Raw genomic sequence first — 19,660 nt, 5'->3', positions numbered from 1 at the left:
TTGGCCGAAATCCGGTTCGCCGACGTCGCCCATTCGTATCGGGCGAACCCGAAGGCCCCCGCGGACTACGCGCTGAAGCCGCTCCGCTTCGCCTTCGAGAACGGCGGCGCCTACGCGCTCCTCGGCCCCTCGGGCTGCGGCAAGACCACGCTCCTCAACATCATCTCGGGCCTGCTGCAACCGAGCGAGGGCCGGGTCTGGTTCGACGGCATCGACGTGACCGGGCTCCCGCCGGCCAAGCGCAACATCGCGCAGGTGTTCCAGTTCCCGGTGATCTACGACACCATGACGGTGGCCGAGAACCTGGCCTTTCCGTTGCGCAACCGCGGCCTGCCCAAGGCCGATATCGAGAAGCGCGTGGTCGAGGTCGCGGAGATGCTCGACCTCGCGCGCATGCTGAAGCGGCGCGCTTCCCGGCTCACCGCCGACGAGAAGCAGAAGATCTCGCTCGGGCGCGGCCTCGTGCGCGACGACGTGGCGGCGATCCTGTTCGACGAGCCGCTCACCGTCATCGACCCGCATCTGAAGTGGCTGCTCCGCCGCAAGCTCAAGGAGGTCCACGCCCGCTTCCGCCACACGCTGGTCTACGTCACCCACGACCAGAACGAGGCCCTCACCTTCGCCGAGAAGGTGGTCGTCATGTACGAGGGCGAGGTGGTGCAGCTCGGCACGCCGCAGGAGCTGTTCGAGCGGCCGGCGCACCGCTTCGTCGGCTACTTCATCGGCTCACCCGGCATGAACTTTTTGCCCTGCCGGCTCGCGGGCGACGGCATCCTGATCGACGGCACCGACGTGATGCTGGGCGATCCCTGGCTGGCGCGCGCACGCGGCCGCGAAGGAGCGCGGCTCGAACTCGGCGTGCGGCCCGAGTTCCTGCACGTCTCGACCGCGCCGGGGCCGACGACGCTGCCCGTGGCCGTCACCCGGGTGGAGGATCTCGGCAACTACAAGCTCGTCACCGCGAGACTGGGACCGCACGAGATCAAGGCGAAGCTCGACGAGGATGCACCCGTGCCGACGGCCACGGCGCATCTCGCCTTGGCACCGCAGCACACCCTGCTCTACGCCGACGGACGGCTGGTCGGCTGAAGCAGGCGGAGGGGCTCATGGACAAGACGCAGAACAACGCCGCCTGGCTCCTGGTCCTGCCGGTGTTCGTGATCGTGGCGTTCAGCGCCATCATCCCGCTCATGACCGTGGTCAACTACGCCTTTCAGGACATCCTCGGGCCGGAGGATCGGGTCTGGGTCGGGATCGACTGGTTCCGGCAGGTGCTCGCCGACGACGACCTGCGCGGGGCGGCGCTGCGCCAGCTCGTCTTCAGCCTCACCATCCTCGCGATCGAGATCCCGCTCGGCATCGGCCTGGCGCTCGCCATGCCCGCGCGCGGCATCGCGGCATCCGCCACGCTCGTCATCATGGCGCTGCCGCTCCTGATCCCGTGGAACGTGGTCGGCACGATCTGGCAGATCTTCGCCCGCGGCGACATCGGCCTCGGCGGCTGGGCGCTCAACCGGCTCGGGCTCGACTACAACTACACGGCCGATCCCTCGGACGCGTGGCTCACCATCGTCGTCATGGACGTCTGGCACTGGACGCCGCTCGTGGCCCTGCTCTGCTACGCGGGCCTGCGCGCCATTCCGCCCGCCTACTATCAGGCGGCCGCCATCGACGGCGCTTCGCGCTGGGCCGTGTTCCGCTTCATCGAGCTGCCCAAGATGCGGGGGGTCCTTCTCATCGCCGTCCTGCTCCGCTTCATGGACAGCTTCATGATCTATACCGAGCCCTTCGTCGTCACCGGCGGCGGCCCCGGCAGTGCCACCACTTTCCTCTCGATCCATCTCGCCAAGATCGCGGTCGGCCAGTTCGACCTCGGGCCCGCGGCGGCGATCTCGATCATCTACTTCCTGATCATCCTGACCTTCAGCTTCGTCTTCTACAACGTGATGACCCGCGTCGGCACGGGAGACCGGACATGAAGCAGGGAGGACCGCACACGCGATGGCGCGCCTTCTGGCTCGTCCTCTACTTCGTCTTTCTGCTCCTGCCGATCTACTGGCTCGTCAACATGTCCTTGAAGACGAACGAGGAGATCATGGGCGGCCTGAGCCTCCTGCCGGCGGCACCGACGCTCGCGAACTACAGGACGATCTTCACCGATCCCGCCTGGTACTCGGGCTACATCAACTCCCTCATCTATGTCGGGATCAACGTCGTCCTGAGTCTCTCGGTAGCGCTGCCGGCGGCTTACGCCTTCTCGCGCTACCGGTTCATCGGCGACAAGCACATGTTCTTCTGGCTGCTCACGAACCGGATGGCGCCGCCGGCCGTGTTCCTCCTGCCCTTCTTCCAGCTCTACCAGACGATCGGCCTGTTCGACACCCACATCGCCGTGGCACTCGCTCACTGCCTGTTCAACGTGCCGCTCGCGGTCTGGATCCTGGAAGGCTTCATGTCGGGCGTGCCCAAGGAGATCGACGAGACCGCCCATCTCGACGGCTACCCGTTCCCGCGCTTCTTCTTCAAGATCTTCCTGCCGCTCATCAAGTCGGGCGTAGGGGTCACGGCCTTCTTCTGCTTCATGTTCTCGTGGGTGGAGCTGCTGCTCGCGCGCACGCTCACCACCGTGAACGCGAAGCCCATCGCCGCCACCATGACCCGCACCGTCTCGGCGGCCGGCATGGACTGGGGGACGCTCGCCGCCGCCGGCGTGCTCACGATCGTGCCCGGCGCCTTGGTGATCTGGTTCGTGCGCAACTACATCGCCAAGGGCTTCGCCCTCGGGCGGGTGTGAGGGGGAGCGGCCATGGAGCGCCTGGAGCAGCTCGTCCGATCCATGTACTGGACGGTGCCGACCGCCACCTTCTTCGCCGCGATAGCGCTCATGCTGGTGGCGATGACGGTCTGGCAGCTCGTCTCGCCCACGGTCGAGCGCAAAGGCTTCCTGCCGATGCCGACCACGCGCGGCGACCGCCTGTTCATCGGCCTTCTGGGCGCAGCCTGGATCCATCTCGCCTGGATCGCCGCGACACCCGAGGACATGCCGCTCTGGGGCGGCTCGATCATGGCGCTCGTGTGGTTCCTGGTGGTGATGCGCTTCGGCTGAGCCCGGCCAGCACCACCTCGTTGCCGCCGGCGGAGCCCCGCCTTCCCTCCGCCGGAACGTGATCGGGAAGGCATGGAACAGGGAGGTTCGAGCAGTGGACACCAGATGGCATTTCGGGCGACGGCGGTTCCTCATGTCCTCGGCCGCGGCCGGCGCGGCGTTCGCCATGCCCGGCATCATCCGCGCCAACGCGGCCGACGCCACGATCAACAAGTGGATCGACGAGTTCCAGCCCTCGACACTCACGCGAGACCAGCAGATCGAGGAGCTGACCTGGTTCCAGAACGCGGCCAAGCCCTTCAAGGGCATGAAGATCAAGATCGTCTCGGAGACGATCGACACCCACGTCTACGAGAGCCAGACCCTCGCCAAGGCCTTCTCCGAGATCACCGGGATCGATCTCACCCACGATCTGATCCAGGAAGGCGACGTGATCGAGAAGCTGCAGACCCAGATGCAGTCCGATCAGAACATCTACGACGCCTACATCAACGACTCGGACCTCATCGGCACCCACTTCCGCTATCAGAAGGCCGTGCCGCTCTCGGACTGGATGGCGGGCGAAGGCAAGGACGTGACGCTGCCCACCCTCGACGTCGAGGACTTCATGGGCAAGTCGTTCACGACCGGCCCCGACGGCAAGCTCTACCAGCTTCCCGACCAGCAGTTCGCGAACCTCTACTGGTTCCGCTACGACTGGTTCACCGATCCGCAGCTCAAAGAGGCGTTCAAGAAGGTCAAAGGGTATGACCTCGGCGTGCCGGTCAACTGGTCGGCCTACGAGGACATCGCCGACTTCTTCACCAACCACGTGAAGACGATCAACGGCGTCCGCGTCTTCGGCCACATGGACTACGGCAAGAAGGACCCCTCGCTCGGCTGGCGCTTCACCGACGCCTGGCTCTCCATGGCCGGCATGAGCGACAAGGGCATCCCGAACGGGCTTCCGGTCGACGAATGGGGCATCCGTATGGAGGGCTGCCGTCCGGTCGGCTCCTCGATCACCCGTGGCGGCGGCACCAACGGGCCGGGCGCGGTCTATGCGCTCCAGAAGTACATCGACTGGCTCAAGGCCTACGCCCCGCCCGAGGCCGCCGGCATGACCTTCTCGGAAGCCGGGCCGGTGCCGGGCCAGGGCAACATCGCGCAGCAGATCTTCTGGTACACGGCCTTCACCGCCGCGCTCGCCAAGCCGGGCCTGCCGGTCGTGAATCCCGACGGCACGCCCAAGTGGCGCATGGCGCCCTCGCCGCATGGGCCCTACTGGCAGGAGGGCGAGAAGCTCGGCTACCAGGACTGCGGCTCGTGGACGCTCATGAAGTCCACGCCGGTCGACCGCAGGAAGCCCGCCTGGCTCTACGCCCAGTTCTGCGTCGCCAAGACCACGTCCCTGAAGAAGACGCACGTCGGCCTGACGCCGATCCGCGATTCCGACATCCGCCACGCGAGCTTCACCGAGCGGGCGCCGAAGCTCGGCGGTCTCGTCGAGTTCTACCGTAGCCCCGCCCGCGTCGCCTGGACGCCCACCGGCGTCAACGTCCCGGACTACCCGAAGCTGGCGCAGCTCTGGTGGGCGAACGTGGCGGAAGCCGTGACCGGCGAGAAGACGGCGCAAGAAGCGATGGACAATCTCGCCAAGCAGCAGGACCAGGTCCTGGCCCGGCTCGAGCGCGCCAAGATCGGCGGCGAGTGCGCCCCCAAGCTCAACAAGGAGGAGAGTGCCGAGGCCTGGTTCAAGCGGTCGAACGGCGGGCAGATGGAGCCGAAGCCGAAGCTCGCGAACGAGAAGCCGCAAGGGGTGACGGTGGACTACGATCTCCTGATCGGCGCCTGGCGCGACGGCAAGGTCATGCCCGAAGGCGTGAAGGGCTGAGGCCCCAGGCCGCAGCGCTGTCCGGCGGACGGGAGCCTTCGGGCTCCCGTTTCTCTTTGCCGGCCCCGGACCAAGGAAGGTCTTCCGGCGCGAGCGCGTTGCGCTAGGCTGCCCCCGGCAACGTGGAAGAGAAGCGCATGAGCGAGCGTCTGGCCGGTACGTCGTGGCATCGCCCCTGGGCCTTGCTGGCCGGTGCGCTGGCCGTGCTCGCCGGTGCGGTGGCGGCCGGGGCGGCGGAGGTTCCGCTCGACCTCGAAGGGCCGGCCGCGGCGACACCCTGGCAGCGCTATCCCGGCTGGCCTACGACGCGCTGGCCGGGCTTCAGCACGCTGGCCGACACGACCCGCTCGCCGTCGCCCCCGGCTCCGGGCGCGTTGCGTCCGGTCGTGGCCCCGATCGCGGGCGATCCCGTGAAGGGCCGCAAGCTCGCCTTCGACCGCTCGCGCGGCGGAGCATGCGTCGCCTGCCACGTCATGGGCCCGGACACGCCGGAGCTGCCGGGCAATGTCGGCCCCGACCTCTCGGAGATCGGCAAGGCCGACCGCAGCGACGAGTATCTGTTCAACTATGTCTGGGACGCCCGGGTCTACAATCCCGAGACGGTGATGCCGCCCTGGGGCGCTCACGGCTATTACGATGCGGCCGAGATCGGGGACATCGTCGCCTTCCTGAAGACGCTGGACCGGCCCGCATCGTTCGCGAACCCGCTCGACGACCCGGCGCGACGTCCCGTCCCGGTCGAGGATCGGGACTGGACCGACCCGTTCGTGAACCCGGCGCAGGAGGACGTCGCTACGGGTGCCGGCCTGTTCGAGGAGCCGGGTCCCTCGGGCCGGAGCTGCGCTGCCTGCCATGCCGACCCGAAGACGGCGTTCAGGAGCTGGGCCGCGCACATGCCGCGCTGGGAGCCGCGGCTCGGCAAGGTCCTGGGCGTTGCCGAGTTCGTGACGCGCCACGCGCGGCCCACCACCGGCGCCGAATGGCCGATGGAGAGCACCGAGAACCTCGCGATGACGGTCTATCTCACCTCGCTCGCCGACGGCGAGCGGATCGCCGTCGACACGACGAGCCCTGGTGCCAAGGAAGCGGCCGAGCGCGGCAGGAGGCTCATGGAGACGAAGATCGGCCAGGCCAACTTCGCCTGCACGGACTGCCACGGGCTCGGCAAGGGGGCCGGCCGGTGGATCCGCGGCCAGTATCTCGGCGAGACGCCGGGCCAGGTCGCACACTTCCCGACCTGGCGGACGAGCCGCAACCAGACCTGGGACATCCGCAAACGGCTGCAGTGGTGCAACGTCCAGATCCGCGCCGACGATCTGCCGCCGGATGCCGCGGCGTATGGCGAGCTCGAGCTCTATCTCACCTCCTTGAGCAACGGTATGGAGCTCGCGGCACCGGGCATCCGGCACTGAAGGAGACACGCGATGCGCCAGAACCGGAAGCTGCAGCGGCGGCACGTGCTGATCGCGGCGGGCGGGCTCGCCCTGAGCGTGCGGCCGGCTAGCGCCACGCCCGAAGCCGCGGGGAAACTCCTGAGCGGGATCCTGAACGGCAGGACGCCCCAGGAAGGCAGGATCAGGCTCGAGATGCCCGAGATCGCCGAGAACGGGAACACCGTGCCGCTCACGGTCGCGGTCGAGAGCCCGATGACCGAGGCCGATCACGTCGACACGATCTGGATCCTGGCCGAGGCCAACCCGGAGCCGGCCGTCGCCGTGTTCCACCTCACGCCCATGAGCGGCCGGGCCGAGGTCGCGACGCGGATACGGCTCGCGCGCACCCAGACCGTGATCGCGGCGGCGCGGACCAGCGACGGCACCATTCACGTCGCCCGGACCGAGGTGAAGGTCACGATCGGCGGCTGCGGCGGCTGAGGGAGGACGATCATGGCCGATACGGGCAAGCCGCGGCTGAAGCTGCCGGAATCCGTAAAGGCGGGCGAGCCGTTCGCGATCAAGACCCTGATCTCGCACCCGATGGAATCGGGCCAGCGCAAGGACGCGCAAGGCAACCCGATCCCGCGGCGGATCATCAACCGCTTCACCTGCACGGCCGGCGACAGGGAGGTCTTCGCGGTCGACCTCCACCCCGCGATCGCGGCCAATCCCTACCTCGCGTTCTGGTGCCGGCTCGATCGCCCGACCGAGCTCGTCTTCACCTGGATCGACGACGGCGGCGAGACCTGGACGGCACGTCAGCAGGTCGAGGTCGTCCCGGCCTGATGCTCACGCGGCGCGATCTCCTGACGGCGGCCGCAGCACTCGCGGGCGCCGCGCCGGCGCCGGCGCGAGGCCGCCTCGGCCAGGACGATCTCCTCGCCATGCGCCCGGTCGGCAACGTGACCCTGCTGCACGTCGCCGATCTCCACGCCCGGCTCGAGCCGCTCTGGTATCGCGAGCCCGCCCTCAATCCCGGTGCCGGTGCCGCCGCCGGGCAGCCGCCGCATCTCACGGCCGAGGCCTTCCTCGAGGCTTACGGCCTCGCCAGAGGCTCGCCCGAGGCTTACGCCCTCACCTGCCTCGACTTTCCGGAGCTGGCACGGCGCTACGGCCGCATGGGCGGGCTCGACCGGCTCGCGACCCTGATCGGGGCGATCCGGGCCGAGCGCCCCGGCCGCACCCTGCTGCTCGACGGCGGTGATTCCCTGCAAGGCTCGTGGAGCGCCTTGCAGACCCGAGGCGGGGACATGGCACGGGCGCTGCGGGCGCTCGGCATCGAGGCCACGACCGGGCATTGGGAGTTCACCTACGGTGAGGCCAGGATCGCCGAGCTGCCGGCGGAGCTGGGCTGCCCCTTCCTCGCCGGCAACGTCGTCGACGCCGAATGGGAGGAGCCGGCCCTCGCCGGCACGGCCACCTTCGAGCGCGGCGGCATCAAGATCGGCGTGATCGGCCAGGCCTTTCCCTACGTCCCGGTGGCGCACCCGCGCCGGCTGGTCCCGAGCTGGTCGTTCGGCATCCGCGAGGAGCGGATCGCCGCGGCGGCCGAGCACCTGCGCGCCGAAGGTGCGGCGCTCGTCGCCCTCCTCTCGCACGACGGCTTCGACGTCGACCGCAAGCTCGCCGGCCGCGTGCCGGGCCTCGACGTGATCCTGACCGCCCACACCCACGACGCGCTGCCGCAGCCGCTCCGGGTCGGCCGGACGCTTCTCGTGGCGAGCGGCAGCCACGGCAAGTTCCTCTCCCGCCTCGACCTCGACGTTCGGGCGGGCGAGATCCGCGACTGGTCCTACCGGCTGATCCCGGTGCTCGCCGAGGCGATCGCGCCCGATCCGGCCATGACGGCCCTGATCCGCGAGCTGCGGGCACCGTTCGCCGCCGAGGAGGGGCGCGTGCTCGGCCGCAGCGAAGCGCTGCTCTACCGCCGCGGCACCGTCAACGGCACCTGGGACGACCTGATCTGCGCCGCCCTCCTCGAGCGGCTGGACGCCGAGATCGCTTTCTCGCCGGGCTTTCGCTGGGGGCCGTCGCTCCTGCCGGGCGAGGACGTGACGATGGGGGACGTCTGGGCGCAGACGGCGATCACCTATCCCGCCACCTGGCGCCGCACGCTGACCGGGGAGGCGATCATGGCCCTCCTCGAGGACGTGGCCGACAACCTGTTCAACCCCGATCCCTACTACCAGCAGGGCGGCGACATGGTGCGGGTGGGCGGCCTCGCCTTCACGCTCGACCCGAAGGCGCCCATGGGCCGGCGCATCGGCAGCCCGACCATCCTGCGCACCGGCCGGCCGCTCGAGGCGAGCGGGCGCTACGCCGTGGCCGGCTGGGCCGCCGTGGGCGAGGAGGCGGACGGCCCGCCGGTCTGGGAGCCAGTGGCGGCATGGATCCGGGCGCGTGGGAGTTTCGCCGTCGCGCCCAGCGGCGTGGCGCGCCTCGCGGGTGCCTGATCCGGGTCCGCGGATCGGCGCCGGTTATGCCGCCATCATAAGAACAAATTCTGCTTATTCCCGGCTCCGCTCTAGGATCGGCTCGACCAGACAACCATCCCGAGCATGGACGAGAGCCGGAGGTATCGCATGTTGGACGACATGATTCATGTCACGCAGTGGCACAATGGCGAGAAGTCGTTCTCGCCGTTCTCCGATGCGGAGATGCAGCGGCGTCAGGACAAGATCCGCGGCTACATGGCCGACAAGGGCATCGACGCCTGCCTGTTCACCTCCTACCACAACATCTGCTACTATTCCGGCTTCCTCTACTGCTATTTCGGCCGCAAGTACGGCCTCGTCATCGATCACCAGAAGGCCACGACGATCTCGGCCGCGATCGACGGCGGCCAGCCCTGGCGGCGCACCTACGGCGACAACGTCACCTACACCGACTGGCGCAAGGACAATTATTTCCGCGCCGTCCAGCAGCTCACCAAGGGTGTGCGGCGGCTCGGCATCGAGTTCGACCATGTCAGCATCGACCTCCGGCGCCAGCTCGAGGAGGCGCTGCCAGGGGTCGAGCTGGTCGATGTCGGCCAGGCGACCATGTGGATGCGGACGATCAAGTCGGCCGAAGAGCACAAGCTGATCCGCGAGGGGGCCCGGATCTGCGACGTCGGCGGCTGGGCCTGCGTCGAGGCGGCGAAGGCGGGCGTGCCCGAGGGCGGGGTCCATTCGGGGTGCACGGGATAGACTTCGTAGGGCGGGAAGCTCGCCGGCGCCTGATCGATGGCGCGCTCCAGCACCACGAGCTGCGGGTGCAGCGCCAGCATGAGCGAGGTCTCGAGCACACCGCCGTGCTCGACCGCCCAGCCCGGAAAGCCTTCCGGGTAGAGCCGTACCATCGTCGCCTCGCCCACGAAGTCCCAATAGGAGAGCACGACCACCTTGACGTCGCGGATACCGTCCCAGCGCAGCTCGCGCAGCGCCAGGTCGATCGCCTCGACGATGAACCAGGAATTCTCATAATGACCGTTGACCAGCACGAGCCGGCGCGCGCCGTGGCGGACGAACTCCTTCATCACGTCGCGCAAGGCCGCCACCAGCGTCGCCCCGTCGAGGCTCGTCGTGCCGGGCAGATGGTTGCCGCCGCCCGACTTCTGGTGCGACTTGTAGCCGTAGGTGAAGGGGGGTGCGACGAGCCCGCCGAGATGCTCCAGCGTCGCGGGCCAGCGCTCGGGCGCGAGCACGGCGCCGCAGATCTCGCCGATCAGCCCGGCGCCGTCCACCTGCGCGACATGTCCTCCTATCCGTTTCCGGCGGTCATCCTTTCCAGGCCAGGAGCACCGCCCCGGTAGCGACGAGGACCACACCGAGCCAGTTCGGGGCAGAAAGCCGCTCGCCGAGAAAAGCGACCCCGAACAGGGCGACCAGCACGACGCTCAGCTTGTCGACCGGGGCGACCCGCGCCGCATCGCCGAGCTTGAGCGCCCGGAAATAGCAGACCCACGACCCACCCGTCGCGACACCGGAGAGCAAGAGAAAGAGATAGCTGCGCCACGAGATCGAGCCGAGCGGCTGCCACTGGCCGGTGGCGACCAGAATGGCGCCGAGCGCGAGCAGGATCACGATGGTGCGGATGAAGGTCGCGAGGTCCGCGTTGACGTTCTCCACCCCGACCTTGGCGAAGATGGCGGTGAGCGCCGCGAAGGCGGCCGACAGCAGCGCCCAGAACTGCCAGGAAGAAAGGGCGGCTCTCAAGGAACGGGACTCACCGTATCGGGACCGTACTGGATCACCTGCACCTTCTCGGTGGTGACCAACCCGCTGCCGATCATGGGCTCCAGCGCCGGCAGGAACCCGGCGATCTTGTCCTCGCTGTCGACGATCTCGATCACCAGCGGCAGATCGGCGGACAGGCGCAGGATCTTCGCCGTGTGCAGCCGGCTCGAATGGCCGAAGCCCATCGGCCCGCGCAGCACGGTCGCACCGGCGAGGTGCGCTTCCCGCGCCTTCATCACGATCGCCTCGTAGAGCGGTCGGTGACCATGGCGGTCGCTCTCGCCGATGAAGATGCGCAAGAGCATGGCGCTACGCGGGATCATCATGGCTCACGCTCCTTGAAGCTCGTTGAGGTTGCTCGCGGCCACGTGGCCGAGCCAGACCGAAAGCATGCAGAGCACGACCGAGAGCACGATGTTGAGCCCGGCGAGCAGCCATTCCTCGTCGCGCAGCAGGCTCAAGGTCTGCAGGCTGAACGAGGAGAAGGTGGTGTAGCCGCCGCAGATGCCGACCATGACGAACTGGCGGGCATTGGGGCTCACGAGCAGCCTGCCGTCGGGTCCGGTGAGCGTGGCGAAGAAGCCGATGATGAACGAGCCGACGACGTTGACCAGCATCGTACCCCACGGGAAGGTGCCGCCGAAGCGCTTGGCCACGAAGCCCGAGCACCAGAAGCGGCTCATGCCCCCGAGGGCACTGCCGCACGCGATCCAGAAATAGGTCGTCACGGTCGCCATCCAGCGGCGGGCAACACGCGCCCGGAGACGGGCGCGGGCGGCGTCCCGTGCCGTCCTGGTACGCGGCTCGATCACTTGGCCACCAGGACCGGACATGGCGCCAGATCCACGAGACGGTCGGTCGTGCTGCCGATCAGGCGGCTGTAGAGGGCGCTGTGGCCCATGAAGCCGATCACCAGGAGATCGAAGCTCTCGCGCTCGATCAGGCCGGCGATGATGGGCACGGTATGACCGGCAAGCAGCCATGGTGAGAGCTGGACCCCTGCCGCCGAGGCAGTGCGGCATGCGTCCCGGATGACCCGAGCGAAGCGACGGTTCTGCTCCTTCTTCTCCTCGACGATCTCGTCGACCGAGCTGGCAAAGCTCGGCAGCTCCTCGACCGAGACCATGTGCAGCTCCGCCCCGCACAGCTTGGCGAGCTCGATCGCCGCCAGCAGCGCCTTGCGTGCGCCGTCCGAGCCGTCGTTGGCGATCAGGATCTTTCGATAAGGTGCACCTTGCTGCATGGGGGTCGGGACCTTCTGCTTGAGCCCCCGGCGGCGTCATGCCGCCGGCTCGAGGCTCCGCTCGCGCGATCCGATCTCCGGCGGCTCAACAGCTCGTACGTCGAAGATGCGCCGGTACAGATCCTCGCCGTGGCTCGTCCGTTGCGGCTCACCTTCCCAGATCTTGAAGCTGCGGCCGCCATCGGCCCGCCTCTCGGCGCGGAGAAACATGGCGCCGGCGAGGCCGGCCTCGTGAAGGGCGTGGGCGAACGCGTAGAGGTGGGTGACGAAGATTATCTTGATGCCGTGCTCGGCCAGGGCCAGGACGATCTGCCGCGCGATCTCCGAGCCCTCGCGCTCGTTGGTGGCGGCGAAGGACTCGTTGAGCAGGAGCAGCGCGTTCGGGCTGAGCCGGTCCACGATCGCGCTCATGCGGGCAAGCTCCTCGTCGAGCTTGCCGCTGCGCATGCTGCGGTCTTCCTCGCGCTTGTAGTGCGTCACGACGCACGAGGCGACATTGGCGCTGAAGGCTTCCGCCGCCACGAACATGCCGCACTGCATCATCACCTGGGCGAGGCCGATGCTGCGCAGGAAGGTCGATTTCCCGCCCTGGTTGGCACCGGTGATGACGACGAGGCCTTTCCCGTCGGCGTGCAGCTCGTTGCCGACGACGGGCCGCTGCGTGCGCAGCGCCAGGCAGACGTCGTAGAGCTTCTGGCAGGTGTGGCGGCGCTCGTCCGCGGGCAGCGGGATGGGAAAGCAGGTCGGCTGGCGCAGCAGCGCGAGCTGCTCGTCCAGGTTGATGCAACCGATGTAGAAGGCCAGCTCGGACCGCAGCGCCTCGAGGAAGCTCAGGATGTGGTCGGCCGATTGCGCCAGCGCGTTGGCAACGAGGTTGATCCCGCGCTGCCTCAGCTCGGAGAGCGCCCGAGCCCCGGCCTCGTCGCGCGGATGAAGGTGGAAGGTGTAGGTGGGCGGGCCGTCGGCGAAGAGCCGCGCCAGCCAGCTCTCCTTCGGCTCGTGCGGCTTGCGCAGCACATAGTCGATGCCGAGATTGCCCTTGCCGAGCCGGGCGCTGACCAGTACGCCGCGGCGGAACCGCAGCACGCGCAGGCACTCCTGCACGGTCGCGAAGTACCGATCGTCCATGTCGGCATCGAGGGTGGCGACGAGCCGCCGGAAGCCTTCGGACCCGAACGAAGGGGCGTGCTCGTCGGCGATGTCCCGTATTGCCTTGAGCGTCTTGACAAAGATCCGCACCACGGTGACCGATCGCTGCAGGATCGCGTCGGGATGAGCGCTGAAGACCCCGAGATGCTGCTTGCGCTCGGCCGCGATCGCCTCGACCGCCAGACGATAGATTGCTCTGATGGGCCCACGGTTGCTCAGGCAGTCGCGCAACACAGCCTGCCGGTAGAGGATGGCCGTGGGATCGGTGAGGCCGGACAGCACCGCTTTCTTGGCGACCTCGCGTAGGAACGGATCGCCCTGCGCCATCGCATCCAGGAGCGTGCCGAGCTCCAGATCCTGGGTCAGGTCGGCCTCGTTCCACGGCGGTGCGGCCTTGAGGTCGAAGTCCCGATCCTCGTGCATCAGGAAGACCTTCATGACGCCAGGCGCTCCCCGATCCGGTCGTAGGTGAGGCGGTGCTTCTCGGCGAGCACCATCGCGTAGGAGACGCCGTCGGCCGGCTTGCGGATGATCCGGTAGGTGCGCGAGGCGGGATCGCCGGGGACGATCGTGCTGACGAGGCTCACCGCCTTCCCGCTCGCCGAGGCCAGCTCCTCGATGAAGGTCACCCAGACCCCCAGGAGATCGAGCCGGACCAGCTCCGCCATGATCGCCCGGCTCAGGAAGATCGCATCGTGCAGCATCGTGGAGTTGAAGATCTCGTTCAGGATGACGATGCTGCGCGGCGTCGCCTCGCGCAGGATGCGATGGATCCGGACGAGATCGTCCTCGAGCTTGCCGCGCAGGGTCGCGATGCTCTCCTCGCGCTCGAAGTGGGTGAACAGCCGGTCGCAGAGAAACAATCGCGCCTCGCGCCCCGGGACCGGACAGCCGAGGCGGGCCAGGTAATGGAGCTGGCCGAAGCTCCGCGCGAAGGTCGTCTTGCCGCCCTGATTCGGGCCGGAGACGACGAGGATCCGCTCCCGGCCGTTCAGGTGGAAGTCGTTGCAAACGATCCTGCCGCTTTCGGCGGTGAGCTTCTTCGCCAGAGCGAGATCGAAGCCGTCTCGGCTTCGGACCTCCTTGTCGGTGGCGGAGACGGTCGGATAGCAGAAGGGCAGACCCGCCTGCCGCAGCGGCGCGATATACGCCAAGTAGGCGACATAGAAGTGAATCTCCCGGTCGAAGCTGCGGACGACCGGGTCGACGTTATCGACGTGCTCGGAGCAAAAGACGTCGAGCCGCTGGAACAGCTCCGGGTACAGCTTGGCGACCAGCTCCAGCACGGCCGCCTCGACGTGGTTCATGTCGTCCGAGGTCGGGAGCTCGACCAGATGGCTCTTGACCGTTCCCTGCTTGAACCGGTCGAAGATGCCCTCGATCTCGGCGCTGTAGTCGGGCTCGCCATCGTACCGGCGAGCCCGGATGCTGCTGCCCTTGATCAGCAGGCAGTAGCGGACCGCCGCAAGCTCGGCCTTGAGCTGCCGTGTCTCTGCCGCGAGGGTAGTGAACCGGTCGGAGCGCGTGTACTCGACGAGGTAGCGGCGGAAGGCCAGGAAGCCGCGCGATCGCAGGTCGGCGTCCAGCAGATCCTGGGCCAGGGTCTCGACGGCATCGCAGTAAATCGCGGCGGCGTCCAGGAGCCACCCCTCCTTCTGATACTTGTAGTAGAGTTTGCCGGCCCGGGCCAGATGCTCGCGCATGGCGCGCATGCCGGCGGCAAAGCGCTTGATGGGCGCGAGCAGGTCCTCCTGTTCGAGGTCCTGCATGATCTCCTGGCGGTACCGCACCGTGCCGGCGTCGGTCAGCGGCGTATGGAAGATCGGCTCCAGATCGTATTCTCGGTAGCCCGCGGTGGCCGCGGCGACGATCTGGTCGAGGTTGAGGTCGACGAAACAGTCGGGCGCACCGGTCTCCTGGCCCGCCGATGCGTCGCTTGGTCGCTCGTACAGCATGCCGTGGAAGGTCATCGTGACGGGCTCCTCGGCCATGGTCGGGCTGGTGATCAGGAGGAAGCGGGGCGATCGAGGGCAGCCTTCGCCCCGGGTGGAATCTCGGCCCGGATCGGCTGGAAGGCCGGCTGGAACCAGCGCTGGGCGATGAGCGTCGGCACCACCGCGCTGCCGATCACGGCCGTGACCAGGATCGTGTACTGGGCCCGGTCGAGGATGCCGTTGGTCAGGCCGAAGAGGGCCGAGATCGTGCCGAAGGTGAGGCCCGTGGACATCAGGAGGGTGGTGTACATGCCCTCGCGGGGCTCGAAGCGGAACGCCCGGGTCAGCGGCAGAATGCCAACGAACTTGGTGGCCAGCTTCACGACCAGGAGGACGACGATCAGCCCGGCCGCGGCGGCGACCGCCGTGAAGTCGACCAGCGAGCCGGCCTTGAGGAAGTAGAACGGGGTGAGGATGGTGAAGGCGATGATCCGCATCCGGTGCGGCAGCTCGGGGTCGGCGAGGAAGGACGGCGCCAGCGCCATGCCGACGAGATAGGCCGGCAGCACGGCCTCGCTGCCGGCGAGCGTCGCCATCCCGCCCAGGCCCAGCAGCACCAGCGCCACGAACTTGGTCTCGGGCTCGCTGACGCGGTGGCCGACCGCCTTGAAGAACCACGGCGCGAAGCGCGGCAGCAACGCGAGCGCCACCGCGGTCAGGGCGCCGAACAGGGCCAGCCAGAGGTCGTAGTGGGCGAAGACGATGCCGAGCGCCAGCACCGTGCCGAGGTCGTTCACGAAGCAGGCGGCGAGGATGATCTTGCCGATCTCGGTCTTGTTGAACCCGGTCTCGACCATGACCGCGTAAACCACGGCGACCGAGGTGGTGGAGAGCGAGATGCCGGCGATCTGCGCCTGCGGCCACGGCCAGCCCAGGAGATAGCGGGCGTAGAGCAGGACGCCGAGATAGGGGGCGAGAAAGCCCACCGCGCCGATGCTCATGCTGGAGCGGAAATGCCGGCGGACGACCTGCGGGTCGATCTCGGTGCCGGCCAGGAAGGTGAGCAGGATCGCGCCGAACCCGGCGAGAAAATTGACCCATTCGGTCAGGGTGAGGCCAATCGTGTTGCCGGCGACGGCGCCGACCATGATCTCGATCAGCGCCACCGAGATCGCGACCCGGATCGAGACGATCGAGGCTATGAGCGCCAATCCCAGCCAGAGTGCGGAGACCAGCCAGACATTGCCCATCGCGCGGTCCTCCGATTCCCTTGCCGACCAGGCGGGAGCGGACCAAGCGCAAGCGCGGAGACGGGAATCAAAAACCCGCCTCGCGGCGGGTTGCGCATGGACTCCCACCGCCGATCACGAGCGGTAGGGGTCATCAGCCCTCATGGGCGGTTATGGGGAACCCCATCCCCAACATGACGAACTTGGCGGCGCGCCGGCGTCACGTCAAGAGCAGCGATAGCCTCGGCCAGCTTTTTGGCCATGAGCGGCTCGCGCGGGGTGCACCGTCCCCGCCCCGCCGTCCAGGCCTGGATCGAGCAGCTCGCCAAGGCCCACGCCCAGAAGCCCGCGCCCGCGGGCCGGGCGATGGTGAGCGGGACCCCTCGCCTAGGCCGTACGCCGGCACTTGGTGCCGAGGATCTTCGTCCATTTGATGGTGCCTACGATGGAGCGCAGGCGCTTCGGCACCTTGATGCGGACGCACGGCGCGTCCGGCCGCGGACGTGGCTCGCTGCACTTCATGCGGTGTGACACAGGCCTCGTCACGTCCCGATGCTACACTGGGGCAGCAGGAAACCATGACATTCCTGTGTGTTGACAGGCTGGACCACGCGCGAGGCGCAATGGCGTCCCCTAGGGGACTCGAACCCCTGTTTTCGCCGTGAGAGGGCGACGTCCTGGACCGCTAGACGAAGGGGACAGCGGCTTGGCGTGGCGGCTAGATAGCGATGCGAAGGCCGGTGATCAAGCCCTTTTCTGCGCCGCGCCACCCGGTCGCACCAGGAGCGCTGCGAGCTCGATCTCGGCCGCGAACAGGAACTGGTCGACCGGCCGCACCTCGCGGAGCACGAAGCCGGCATCGGCCAGAATGCGGGCATCTCGCGCGAAGCTCTCGGGATGGCACGAGACGTAGACCACCTTGGGCACGCCCGATGCCGCCAGCGCCCTCGCCTGCTCGAGCGCACCGGCGCGCGGCGGATCGAGCACGGCGAGATCGCATCCCTCGAGCTCCGCCGGACCCAGCGGCCGGCGGACGAGATCGCGCGTCTCGACCGTTACCCCGCCGAGCCGGGCCGCACCCGCCGCCCGACGCAGCGCTTCGGCCGCCGCCGCATCGCCCTCGACCGCCCTGATGTTCTTCAGCCGGGGTGCGAGCGCCAGGGTGAGCGTGCCGACACCGGCGAACAGATCGACGGCGCGGCGCGCACCCTCGCTCCATTCGACCACCGCTGCCTGGAGCGCCGCCTCGCCGAACGCGGTCGCCTGGAGAAAGGCGCCGGGCGGCAGCGTTACCCGCACTTCGCCGAAGCGTACCCAAGGCTGCCGGCGCACCACGAGCGGCTCCGCCCCGCTCTCGCCCGCGGTCCAGGCGACCCGGGCGAGATCGAGCGCGGCGGCGAGCTGCGGCAGGCGCTCCCGCTCGGCCGGAAGGGGGCCGCGCGCGGCGTGGACGAGGAGGTCGATGCCGGCCTCGGTGAAGGTGAGACTCACCTCCTCGGGCAGGGGTGTGGCCAGCGCCTCCTCCAGCCGCACCGCCAAGGCCGGCAGCGCTGCCGCCAGCTCGGGACAGGCGATCGGGCAGGCGGAGACGGGCTCGAGCCGGTGCGAGCCGCGCGCCCTGAAGCCCAGGATCAGCCTCCCGCGCTCGCGGGCGAGGCCGAGGCGCAGGCGGCGGCGGCTGCCCGAAGGCGTGAGCCGGGGCTTGTCCACCACCTCGCCCGGAAGACCGCGCCGTGCGAGCGCCTCGACGATGCGCCGCTGCTTGTGGGCGACGTAGAGGGCGGGCGGCAGGTGCTGCAAACGACAGCCGCCGCAACGGCCGAAATGCGGGCAGACGGGCTCCGCGCGCTCGCACGGCTCCAGGCAGCGGACCGGCTCGGCGCGCCAGCCTTCCGCCAGGCGCTCCACGAGGCGCACGCGCCAGCGTTCGCCCGGAACGGCACGCGGCAGGTAGATCCGGCCCTCCGGCGTATCGGCGATGCCGTCGCCGGCGGCACCGAGACCCGCGATCACGATCTCGCGCTCGGGGCCGCCCGACGGCGCCGGCCGGTGCCGCGCGCTCACGGCCGGGTCTCGACCAGACGCAGGATACGCCGCCTCGTGCCCGACTTCGCATCGACGACCAGGAGGAATTGGCCCTCGCCCGGCGCCCGGCCCAGAAGCAGAAGCTCGGGGCCGGCGGCGGCGATCTGGGTGATCTCCGCACCTGGCGGCAGCTCGACCGTGCCCGGCACGGACGGCGGTGACGGTGCCTGGACGGTCGCCACCGCCATGCTGGTGCCGCGCTTGACGAGGAGCCATATGAGGGTAGCTGTCCCACCGACGATCACGACGGCTCCGACGACGACCACGATCTTGAGCGCTTTGAGCAGGGAATCCGACATTTCCGCCACCGAAGGGCCCGTGAGCGGGCCGCAGACGCCCGTCCTGACCGGGCCGATCGAACTCGAAGCGGGCCGCGAGCACGACGGCCAGCGGCTCGATCTCTTCCTGGCCGCCCGGCTGCCGCAGCTCTCGCGCTCGCGCCTGCAGCATCTGGTGCGCGAGGGCCGCCTGCGCCAGGGCGGCCGGTTGATAGCGGAGCCGGGCTACCGGGTCAAACCGGGCGAGAGCTTCGTGCTGGACGTGCCCGCCCCCAAGCCGGCGACCCCGGCGGCACAGGCGCTGCCGCTCGAGGTCCTGTTCGAGGACGAGCACCTGATCGTGCTGGTCAAGCCCGCGGGCGTGGTCGTCCATCCCGCCCCCGGCCACGACGAGGGCACCCTCGTCAACGCACTCCTGGCGCACTGCCAAGGCAGCCTGTCCGGCATCGGCGGGGTCTCGCGGCCCGGCATCGTGCACCGCCTCGACCGGGAGGTCAGCGGGGTGATGGTCGTCGCCAAGCACGACCGCGCCCATATCGGCCTCGCCGGCCAGTTCAGCGTGCATGCGATCGAGCGGGTCTACGAGGCCGTCGTCTGGGGGCTGCCCCGCACCCAGGCGGGCACCGTCGACCGTCCGATCGGCCGCCATCCCGTCGACCGCAAGCGCATGGCGGTCGTCCGTCACGGCGGCAAGCGCGCCGTGACACACTGGCGTGTACTTGAGGCCGCGGGAACCCGTGCCGCACATCTGGCGTTGAGGCTCGAGACCGGGCGCACGCACCAGATCAGGGTGCATACCAGCAGCCTCGGCCACCCGATCGTCGGCGACCGCCTGTACGGGCGCGGTCGGGACGCGCAAGCGCCCGCCGTCGCGGCCGGGGCCATCGGTTCCCTCGACCGGATACTGCTCCATGCGCGTCATCTCGGTTTCGTCCATCCCATCACCGGCGAGGTCATGGCCTTCGATGCACCGCCACCGCCGATCTTCCCACGGGTCCTTGAACTCCTGCGGGGGTAGCTTAAGCTGAGCCCGTCCGCTGACGTGCGCCGGCACGTCGGCAGGACCGGACCGACCTGCGCGGCCCGGGCGCGGCGTGCGGGCATGAAGCG

20 protein-coding genes, 1 tRNA gene, 1 pseudogene and 1 riboswitch are annotated in these 19,660 nt (G+C 68.9%); of the genes and pseudogenes, 11 read left to right on the top strand and 11 right to left on the bottom strand.

The window, feature by feature from the left end:
* The 10 genes and pseudogenes from U1T56_RS16320 to U1T56_RS16275 form a co-directional block, all read left to right on the top strand.
* Positions 1 to 1,089, top strand: a complete 1,089-nt coding sequence (locus tag U1T56_RS16320; protein WP_418160549.1) for an ABC transporter ATP-binding protein — start codon at positions 1 to 3, stop codon at positions 1,087 to 1,089.
* Between the two features lie 17 nt (positions 1,090 to 1,106).
* Positions 1,107 to 1,979 (top strand): carbohydrate ABC transporter permease, encoded by an 873-nt coding sequence (locus tag U1T56_RS16315; RefSeq protein WP_418160548.1) that lies wholly within the window; start codon positions 1,107 to 1,109, stop codon positions 1,977 to 1,979.
* Complete coding sequence (locus U1T56_RS16310; RefSeq protein ID WP_418160547.1) at positions 1,976 to 2,794, top strand: carbohydrate ABC transporter permease; 819 nt, start codon at positions 1,976 to 1,978, stop codon at positions 2,792 to 2,794. Before U1T56_RS16315 ends, U1T56_RS16310 begins: the two co-directional genes overlap by 4 nt.
* Positions 2,795 to 2,806: 12 nt before the next feature.
* Positions 2,807 to 3,106, top strand: coding sequence for a DUF2160 domain-containing protein (locus U1T56_RS16305; protein WP_418160546.1), 300 nt, complete (start codon positions 2,807 to 2,809; stop codon positions 3,104 to 3,106).
* A 166-nt stretch (positions 3,107 to 3,272) separates the two neighbouring features.
* A complete protein-coding gene (locus U1T56_RS16300; protein WP_418160597.1) occupies positions 3,273 to 4,979 on the top strand; it encodes an ABC transporter substrate-binding protein in 1,707 nt (568 codons plus the stop codon).
* 137 nt (positions 4,980 to 5,116) lie between these two features.
* A complete protein-coding gene (gene soxA / locus U1T56_RS16295) occupies positions 5,117 to 6,391 on the top strand; it encodes a sulfur oxidation c-type cytochrome SoxA (protein WP_418160545.1) in 1,275 nt (424 codons plus the stop codon).
* Positions 6,392 to 6,403: 12 nt separating this feature from the next.
* Positions 6,404 to 6,853, top strand: a complete 450-nt coding sequence (gene soxY, locus U1T56_RS16290) for a thiosulfate oxidation carrier protein SoxY (protein WP_418160544.1) — start codon at positions 6,404 to 6,406, stop codon at positions 6,851 to 6,853.
* 12 nt (positions 6,854 to 6,865) lie between these two features.
* Complete coding sequence (gene soxZ, locus U1T56_RS16285; RefSeq protein WP_418160543.1) at positions 6,866 to 7,201, top strand: thiosulfate oxidation carrier complex protein SoxZ; 336 nt, start codon at positions 6,866 to 6,868, stop codon at positions 7,199 to 7,201.
* Positions 7,201 to 8,868, top strand: a complete 1,668-nt coding sequence (gene soxB, locus U1T56_RS16280) for a thiosulfohydrolase SoxB (RefSeq protein WP_418160542.1) — start codon at positions 7,201 to 7,203, stop codon at positions 8,866 to 8,868. The genes soxZ and soxB overlap by 1 nt, the downstream gene beginning before the upstream one ends.
* Positions 8,869 to 8,973: 105 nt before the next feature.
* A pseudogene (locus tag U1T56_RS16275) lies at positions 8,974 to 9,414 on the top strand (aminopeptidase P family N-terminal domain-containing protein); the annotation flags it as partial.
* Here the strand turns inward: U1T56_RS16275 and U1T56_RS16270 are convergent.
* The 11 genes from U1T56_RS16270 to U1T56_RS16220 all read right to left on the bottom strand — a co-directional run bounded on the left by U1T56_RS16270 (position 9,318) and on the right by U1T56_RS16220 (position 18,571).
* Positions 9,318 to 10,112, bottom strand: a complete 795-nt coding sequence (locus U1T56_RS16270) for a creatininase (RefSeq protein WP_418160596.1) — start codon at positions 10,110 to 10,112, stop codon at positions 9,318 to 9,320. The pseudogene U1T56_RS16275 and the gene U1T56_RS16270 overlap by 97 nt on opposite strands.
* Positions 10,113 to 10,173: 61 nt before the next feature.
* Positions 10,174 to 10,611 (bottom strand): EamA family transporter, encoded by a 438-nt coding sequence (locus tag U1T56_RS16265; RefSeq protein ID WP_418160541.1) that lies wholly within the window; start codon positions 10,609 to 10,611, stop codon positions 10,174 to 10,176.
* The gene (locus U1T56_RS16260) at positions 10,608 to 10,958 is read right to left on the bottom strand and encodes a DUF190 domain-containing protein (RefSeq protein ID WP_418160540.1); all 351 of its coding nucleotides are present in this window, start codon (positions 10,956 to 10,958) and stop codon (positions 10,608 to 10,610) included. The genes U1T56_RS16265 and U1T56_RS16260 overlap by 4 nt, the downstream gene beginning before the upstream one ends.
* 3 nt (positions 10,959 to 10,961) lie before the next feature.
* Entirely contained in the window at positions 10,962 to 11,369 is a 408-nt protein-coding gene (gene crcB / locus U1T56_RS16255) for a fluoride efflux transporter CrcB (RefSeq protein WP_418160595.1), read from the bottom strand.
* A 71-nt stretch (positions 11,370 to 11,440) separates the two neighbouring features.
* The gene (locus U1T56_RS16250) at positions 11,441 to 11,875 is read right to left on the bottom strand and encodes a universal stress protein (protein ID WP_418160539.1); all 435 of its coding nucleotides are present in this window, start codon (positions 11,873 to 11,875) and stop codon (positions 11,441 to 11,443) included.
* Positions 11,876 to 11,911: 36 nt separating this feature from the next.
* A complete protein-coding gene (locus U1T56_RS16245; protein ID WP_418160538.1) occupies positions 11,912 to 13,462 on the bottom strand; it encodes a MutS-related protein in 1,551 nt (516 codons plus the stop codon).
* Entirely contained in the window at positions 13,459 to 14,994 is a 1,536-nt protein-coding gene (locus U1T56_RS16240; protein WP_418160594.1) for a MutS-related protein, read from the bottom strand. Before U1T56_RS16240 ends, U1T56_RS16245 begins: the two co-directional genes overlap by 4 nt.
* 35 nt (positions 14,995 to 15,029) lie before the next feature.
* The gene (locus U1T56_RS16235) at positions 15,030 to 16,208 is read right to left on the bottom strand and encodes a cation:proton antiporter (RefSeq protein WP_418160537.1); all 1,179 of its coding nucleotides are present in this window, start codon (positions 16,206 to 16,208) and stop codon (positions 15,030 to 15,032) included.
* A 117-nt stretch (positions 16,209 to 16,325) separates the two neighbouring features.
* Positions 16,326 to 16,387: riboswitch (Fluoride riboswitch) on the bottom strand.
* A gap of 424 nt (positions 16,388 to 16,811) precedes the next feature.
* A tRNA-Glu gene (locus U1T56_RS16230) sits at positions 16,812 to 16,887 on the bottom strand.
* A gap of 44 nt (positions 16,888 to 16,931) precedes the next feature.
* Positions 16,932 to 18,251 (bottom strand): class I SAM-dependent RNA methyltransferase, encoded by a 1,320-nt coding sequence (locus U1T56_RS16225; RefSeq protein ID WP_418160536.1) that lies wholly within the window; start codon positions 18,249 to 18,251, stop codon positions 16,932 to 16,934.
* The gene (locus tag U1T56_RS16220; protein WP_418160535.1) at positions 18,248 to 18,571 is read right to left on the bottom strand and encodes a DUF6476 family protein; all 324 of its coding nucleotides are present in this window, start codon (positions 18,569 to 18,571) and stop codon (positions 18,248 to 18,250) included. The genes U1T56_RS16225 and U1T56_RS16220 overlap by 4 nt, the downstream gene beginning before the upstream one ends.
* 19 nt (positions 18,572 to 18,590) lie before the next feature.
* On the opposite strand from U1T56_RS16220, the gene U1T56_RS16215 reads away from it, so the two are divergent.
* Entirely contained in the window at positions 18,591 to 19,568 is a 978-nt protein-coding gene (locus U1T56_RS16215; RefSeq protein ID WP_418160534.1) for an RluA family pseudouridine synthase, read from the top strand.
* Positions 19,569 to 19,660: the final 92 nt, after the last annotated feature.

The sequence above is a fragment of the Benzoatithermus flavus genome, assembly GCF_037908215.1.
In the GTDB taxonomy this organism is placed as follows: domain Bacteria; phylum Pseudomonadota; class Alphaproteobacteria; order Geminicoccales; family Geminicoccaceae; genus Benzoatithermus; species Benzoatithermus flavus.
The sequence above is the reverse complement of the archived record's forward strand: the minus strand, read 5'-3'. Positions and strand labels throughout refer to the sequence as shown.